5 protein-coding genes are annotated in these 7,027 nt (G+C 33.0%); 4 read left to right on the forward strand and 1 reads right to left on the reverse strand.

All coding sequences use genetic code 11. From position 1 onward, the window contains the following. The first annotated feature begins 189 nt into the window (after positions 1-189). Both QZ659_RS19625 and QZ659_RS19630 read left to right on the forward strand, forming a co-directional pair. Positions 190-651: an OsmC family protein gene (locus tag QZ659_RS19625; protein WP_291728653.1), complete on the forward strand. Its 462-nt coding sequence runs from the start codon at positions 190-192 to the stop codon at positions 649-651. 131 nt (positions 652-782) lie between these two features. Further along, positions 783-2,201, forward strand: a complete 1,419-nt coding sequence (locus QZ659_RS19630) for a hypothetical protein (protein ID WP_291728655.1) — start codon at positions 783-785, stop codon at positions 2,199-2,201. A 75-nt stretch (positions 2,202-2,276) separates the two neighbouring features. On the opposite strand, the gene QZ659_RS19635 is transcribed toward QZ659_RS19630, so the two are convergent. Next, the gene (locus QZ659_RS19635) at positions 2,277-3,506 is read right to left on the reverse strand and encodes an MFS transporter (RefSeq protein ID WP_291728657.1); all 1,230 of its coding nucleotides are present in this window, start codon (positions 3,504-3,506) and stop codon (positions 2,277-2,279) included. Between the two features lie 188 nt (positions 3,507-3,694). Here QZ659_RS19635 and QZ659_RS19640 point away from each other — a divergent pair, with 188 nt between their 5' ends. Both QZ659_RS19640 and hisD read left to right on the forward strand, forming a co-directional pair. Then, the gene (locus QZ659_RS19640; RefSeq protein ID WP_291728659.1) at positions 3,695-5,443 is read left to right on the forward strand and encodes a hypothetical protein; all 1,749 of its coding nucleotides are present in this window, start codon (positions 3,695-3,697) and stop codon (positions 5,441-5,443) included. Positions 5,444-5,587: 144 nt separating this feature from the next. Then, positions 5,588-6,859 carry a histidinol dehydrogenase gene (hisD, locus tag QZ659_RS19645; protein ID WP_291728661.1) on the forward strand — a complete coding sequence of 424 codons (1,272 nt, stop codon included), beginning with the start codon at positions 5,588-5,590 and terminating at the stop codon, positions 6,857-6,859. The last annotated feature ends 168 nt before the right edge of the window (positions 6,860-7,027 follow it).

The following is a 7,027-nucleotide window of genomic DNA, read 5'->3' on the forward strand; positions in this document are numbered from 1 at the left end:
GATTCCATCTTGTGCTGAACCTTTCGTAAGCATATGCTTACAAAAAAGAGCGTCCAAGCAAAATGCTTGGACGAGATATAAAAAAACCTTGTTTTGGTTAGAAAACAAGGTTTTGATAAACAGTTTTTACAAACGAAACGGCAATTTCGTTTTTCTTAATCCATTTATTCATTACAAATTTACAAAAATATGTCTATACTTTCTTTCTCATTTCAGGGAATTAATCAAAGTGCAGCTAAATTTAAAGGCAAAAGTCGTCAGTTTGACCTTACAATAGACGAACCTATCGAACTAGGAGGCACAAATCAATATCCAAATCCTGTCGAATATATTTTGGCTGGTTATGCAGGCTGCCTCAATGTGGTAGCTCATATTGTAGCCAAAGAGTTAAACATTGACCTTCAAAAATTAGAGATTAATGTTTCTGGAAACCTTAACCCTGCACGACTTTTTGGAGAACAGACAGAAGAGCGTGCTGGTTTTCAGCGTATTGAAGTCAGTCTAAAACCTCAAACTTCGGCTACTGACATAGAACTTTTAGGATGGCTACAAGAAGTTGAAAGACGCTGCCCAGTAGGAGATAATCTTCAAAACAAAACTCCTATTTCCTTACAGATTGAAAAACAAGTATTTGTAGCTTCTCTAAATTAAAAAAATAATATACCAACCAGTTATGTACAAACCCTAGAAGTCCTAAGTGACTTTTGGGGTTTCGTTTTTTTATAGATTATTTCGTATTTTGAATACTACAAATTTATCTATCAATTATAATTACGACAAAAATGGCAGATTCAAGAAATGAACAAAAAAAACTAGAAGAACGTATTTTAGAACGCTTGAAAAAACAAGTTTTTGATAAAGACCAAGAACTAAAAAGTCATCAAAACGATGCATCAGTTAGAGATGCTACCAAAGAAGCATTGGCTGAAATGACTTCGTTAGAGAAAGAAGATGTAGAGAAAATCTATCAAAAAATACGACAAGAAGAAATAGAGAAAAGTACACAAGAGAAACTCGCTAGACAAGCCAACAAAAAAAGATTATACATAACTGTTTTTGTATTTTTTATTATAGGAGCTTCTGTGGCATATTATTTTTTACGCCCAGCTCCTGTTCTGTTTTCCTTTATAGAAGATTTTGAAACTGGGCAAAGTGTTTTTATAAATGAAGAAGATTTTAAATATAAAAAGAGCATTGAAAATGGAGAGTTTGTCTATGAAAACAATATTGATGAATGGTGTTACTGGAATAGCAGCCCTAAAATAACATTTCCCAAAAACTATACTGTTGAGGCAAAAAGCAACTGGAAAAATGGTTCTTATGGCACGTATGGAATAAACCTTGTCAATAATAACGATAACTTTATGGTCTTTTCACTAACAAAGGAAGGAAAAACAAATGTTTCAGTTCGTCATTATGACAAATACACCGACAATGATTGGAACTATAAAATATTTACAGACAAATCTGACACTCACACGCAGCGTATTGAAGTTAGAGATGGAAAATACAATTACTTTATAGACGATAAATTTGTAAGAAAAGGAAATTTAGCTCCCTTTAGTTTTTATTATGTTGGCTTTAGACTTTGCGACCGTCAGACGGTAGGCTTTGAAAGAATTAGTGTTAGGAACGATGATACTGGAGAATATATTCTTCAAGAATCTTTTGAAAATCCTACCAGTGAGATGCTCTCTAATTGGGATGTAGAAAATAAATTTAATTACAATTTTTCTACACAAAATGGAAAGTTTGTGATGTCGCATCAAGAAGAGGAATATTGCCACCGTTCGGATGCCTTTTTACCAGACATCAGAGAAGATGAGAATTGGGAACTTAGTGCAGACGTTACTTGGAAAGAAGGGGAAAGCAAAGATTTTGGTATTTTGTTCATTTCTACATACGGCGAAATGGGGCAGTTTATGATAAGCAATACAGGAAAAGTGGTTTTCAAAATTGTAGGTCAGGACAACAAAATCACATATTCTTCTAACTACACTCCTAGTGGATTTGTAAGCAAAGGAGAAGACACCTACCATCTTGTTATCAAACATTTGGGAGAAGGAAAACTATCCTTTTTTGTAAACGACAGAAAAGTATTGACAGACTATGTTTCGTTTAAAAAAGTTGAAAAAATAGGAATGATTACTTGTGGCGAACAAGTAGTAGAGTTTGACAATGTAAAATACGAAGAAAAGTAATTTTTTTGTAATAGAAATTCATAAATCAACTATTTGAAGAATTTTTAATTGTTAATTTTCAACTTTTTATTGAAATTAGTCCTTCACAGATTTTATCAAAGGAAAAACAAAAAGCGCACTCACACCAATACAGACAGCCAAAACGCCTACCCAGTTATAATAAACCAGTTCTTTCGTAGGTGTATTGGCTTCAATAACAATAAAACCACCAATTATAGAAGCCATTGCTGAACCTAACTGTTGTACAGAAGAGTTTAAGCTCATAAAACTTGCTCTTCTACTGCTTGGAATTGCCATAGTAAGCTGCGTCTGCGCTGGCACCATTCGTCCACTTCCAAAAACAAAAAAGAACGTAGTAGCACAAAGAGCCACCCAAACAGGAACGCTATCCGAAATTACGTTTAGATGTGTAAGCAACCCCACAGCCACAAATGAAATAGGCAAAATAATATTGAACATCCTTCTTGCTCCAAAACGGTCGACATAACGTCCAAAAAAAGGAGAAGTAAAAATGGTAAAACCTCCACCAATGAAATAAATAAGGGTAATTTGAGACTCTTCGAAGCCAATATTTCGAATCATATAAGGAGTTATGAATGGAATTATCATAAACTGTCCTACCACAAGTGTAAATGTTAGTAGTAACGCAATACGAGCATTTTTAGAGTTCAATAATTTTAGTAATGCTTCTTTGCGAGTTTCTATGTGTCCGCTTGCTGCATCAGCTTTTGCCTGATTGTCCAAATGAATACGTAGAGAAGGGATATATTTGAAAGAGATTATCCAAATAATAAAACTCAATGCTCCCAAAAGCTGAAAAGGAGCGTGCCAGTTAAATTTTATAGCTAAATACAAGCCTGTCGGAACACCAATTACGGAAGCCACAGAAAATGCCATCATAATCATTCCTACTGCCTTTCCACGTTCTTTAGCTGCAAACAAATCACTGGCGATTGCCAAAACCAATGCGCCTATTATTCCACCAAAAAAACCTGCTATTCCCCTAACTATCAAGAAAAAATAAAAGTTAGGAACAAAAGAACAAGTAAAAGTAGCCACTGCAAAGCCTGCATAAACAAACAAAAATGCTGTTCTTCTATCAAACTTGTCTAAATATACTGCGCCCAAAAGTCCAGCCACAAAAGCACACGACGAGTAAGCCGAAACCAAAAGTGTGTATTGCTGTGGTACTATATCAAAAAGTTTCATTAGTCTATCACTCAAAGGCATAATTATCATAATGTCCATAATATGAGTGAAATTAGCTGCTGCCAGTAGAAAGAGAATAAAAGATTTGTTTTTCAAAATATGTGTGTTCTGTAATATGAATAATACTAAACGTTAGATAGTTCTGAAACTATTAGGATAAAGGTAATACAAGAAAATCTAGAATTATCATATCATCAAAAATAACTTTAGTATAAAAAATTGTAGTTTTGCAAACTGCTACATAAACTATGTAGCAATTGTTTTCCAATCATTATTTAATCCGTATGAAGTTTTTTTGTTTATTTCTCTCACTAATTTTATATAGCTTTACCGTTTTAGGACAAGTAAGTAACGAATCTGTAAAAATTAATTACAGTAAAGAAGCAGAAACTACTAACTATGAAGCATTCACGAATATTATACGTTCTGAAGATGGTTATTATGCCTATAAAATAAAAGAAAAGGGCATTAAAGGTGTTATATCCAACTTAAGTAGATATATAGAAAAATATGATAAAGACATGAACTTTATAGGTTCTATAGCTATAGAGTTTACTCAAGAAGGACAAGAATATGTTTCTATTGAGCATATTAATAACAAACTATATGTATTTTCAAGTATTACAAATAAGAAAGAGAATCAGCATTCGCTTTTCATACAAGAAGTAGATAAAGCCTCCCTAAAGTTAGACTCAAAATTAGTAAAGTTAACATCTGTATCATCTGATGAACTAATCAATGAGGATAGTCCGTTTCGTATTTCTATTTCCCCAGACAATTCCAAACTTGCTATTTCCTACTCTACTAATAAAAAGAAAGATGTATATAAAATTACTTCTCAAGTGTACACTACCTCTTCACTTGATGTGATTTGGGAAAAGGAAATAGAACTTAACTATACCAATTATTTGTATAAGCACCAGACAATTCTAGTAGATGACTTTGGCAATACACATATTTTAGGAGAGAAGATTAACCCAGAAAAAAAGATTCGTAAAGAACCCAAAAGCAATTACATTATTACAAGTATATTTAATAATGGTTCTATTCACAAGACATATGAAATACCAAAAGAAAAATACTTTACAGATTTGAATATAATGCTTAATACAAACCAAGATATAATCTGTACAGCATTATACGCTAATGACTACAAGGCACTTATAGTGGTTAAAAATAGAGAAGTTCTAACAAACAGAATGCATTTTCCTACGGATGGTGTTTATTTTTTGAGACTTGATAGCAAAACAGGAACTAAACAAGGTGAGAGTTTCGAAGAATTTGATTTGGAGTTTATTTCAAAAAATGAAAGTGAGTGGACAGCAAATCGCTTGTCTAAACAGATAGCTAAAGGAAAAGATATTAGTTTAGAAAACTATTATATTCGGAAAGTTATTGCAAAAGAAGATGGTGGTGTTTTTATTACAGCTCAATATCAAAGTAATAATTATGGGGAAACTATGAGTTCATCTAAAGATAAAAAGATTATTTTAAACTCAGATGGAAGTAAAACTACTTTGCCTCGTTTCTCACCTTCTGAAGCTCCTGTTCAAACTTGTAAAGATATTATTGTCATAAACCTCTCTGCAGAAGGTAAGACAATTTGGAATGAAAAAATTCCATTATCTCAAACTACAAATGGTGGTAGTGTATATCCTAGTGGTCATTTTCAATATGACAAAAACAATAGTGGATTCTTAACCCCAGATATGTATTCTGTTATATATCACAATGAAATGTTATACTTAGTCTTTAATGATAATGCTAAAAATACCTTAATTAAGGATAAAGACAAACTATACGAATATGAGACAGGAGCAAACAGAAATGGATATGGAATAGACAAAGAACACGCCATTACTCTATTGAGCATAAATAAACAAGGTGTTTATGAAAGGGATATTCTCCTTACTCAAAATAAAAAAGAAAGTACACACATATATCCTAAAATATATTTTCAAACATTAGAAAATGAGTTAATATTGTTTGCTAGGGGAAAAAAAATGTATCGTTTAGTAAGGCTTAAGTTTTAACAATAGTTTTTTCAATACAAGAGTAAAAAATTAGAGTTTTCTTTGTAAAAAAATAACTTCATGCCTAATTTTGCCCAACATTATCGTTTGTCAAAAGATTCATTTCTTTTTACAACTACTCAAAAATAGTATTTATACCCAAAGATGAAAATATATAATCAGCCTGCTCGCAACGAGTGGGAATCTATTTGTACTCGTCCGACTTTTTCTTTAAAACAAATTGAATCGCAAGTTCAAAGTGTTTTACAAGCTATAAAAACAGATGGAGACACAGCTATTACAAAATTCACAAAAGAATTTGATAAAATAGAATTGCAAAACTTTAGAGTAGGAGCAAAGGAGCTTGAAGAAGCCGAAAAAAATGTTTCAGAAGCTCTGAAAAAAGCGATTAATCAAGCCTACCAAAATATTTTAGCATTTCATCAGAGCCAAAAAGAAGAGATAAAGAAAATTGAAGTTACTAAAGGAATTACATGTTGGAGAAAAAGTGTAGGTATTGAAAAAGTGGGTTTGTATATTCCTGGTGGAACTGCACCTCTTTTTTCAACTGTTCTGATGCTTGGCATTCCAGCCAAAATTGCAGGCTGTAAGAATATTGTTTTGTGTTCTCCTCCCAACAAAGAAGGAAAAATACACCCTGCCATTCTCTATGCTGCTCATTTGGTAGGTGTAACCGATATTTTCAAAATTGGAGGAATACAGGCGATTGGTGCGATGGCTTATGGAACAGAATCTGTACCTAAAGTATATAAAATTTTTGGTCCGGGAAATCAGTATGTAACTGTAGCCAAGCAGCTTATTCAAAACGAAGGTATAGCGATTGATATGCCAGCAGGTCCTTCAGAGGTAGCTGTTTTGGCAGATAGAACATGCGAACCTAGTTTTGTAGCTGCTGATTTGCTCTCACAAGCCGAACACGGAAAAGATAGCCAAGTACTTTTGGTTACAGATAATACAGAAACTGCCAACCAAATCAAAACAGAGGTAGAAAAGCAGTTAGAATCACTCCCAAGAAAAGAATTTGCTCAAAAGTCATTGGAGAATAGCCGTTTTGTAGTACTCAAAAACAGACAAGAGATTTTAGACTTGAGTAATTTTTATGCTCCCGAACATTTAATTATTGCCTTAGAAAATCCAGAAGAAGCAGCCGAACATATTATTAATGCAGGTTCTGTATTTTTAGGAAATTATACACCAGAATCGGTAGGAGATTATGCTTCAGGGACTAATCACACACTTCCAACAGACGGACATGCAAGAGCATATAGTGGAGTTTCTTTAGATAGTTTTGTCAAAAAAATTACTTTTCAGTCGCTCACAAAAGAAGGTTTGGGTCAGATTGGGCAAACTGTTATAGAAATGGCAGAAGCTGAAGAACTAAAAGCACACGCCAACGCCGTTCGTGTTCGTTTGTAAGACTGCGATTACAGTAAATATTCTTTTTAGCATCAGATAATTTTAGACTCTCATTTTATGAGGGTCTTTTTTTGACTTATTTGAAAGACAAACATTTCCTTTTGCTTGTTGTTTATTTAAGTAGTTAGCTGGTATAATTTTGTTATTTTCAAAAGCTAGTGCAATTTT

Origin of the sequence: Bernardetia sp. (assembly GCF_020630935.1) — a bacterium.
Lineage (GTDB): Bacteria > Bacteroidota > Bacteroidia > Cytophagales > Bernardetiaceae > Bernardetia.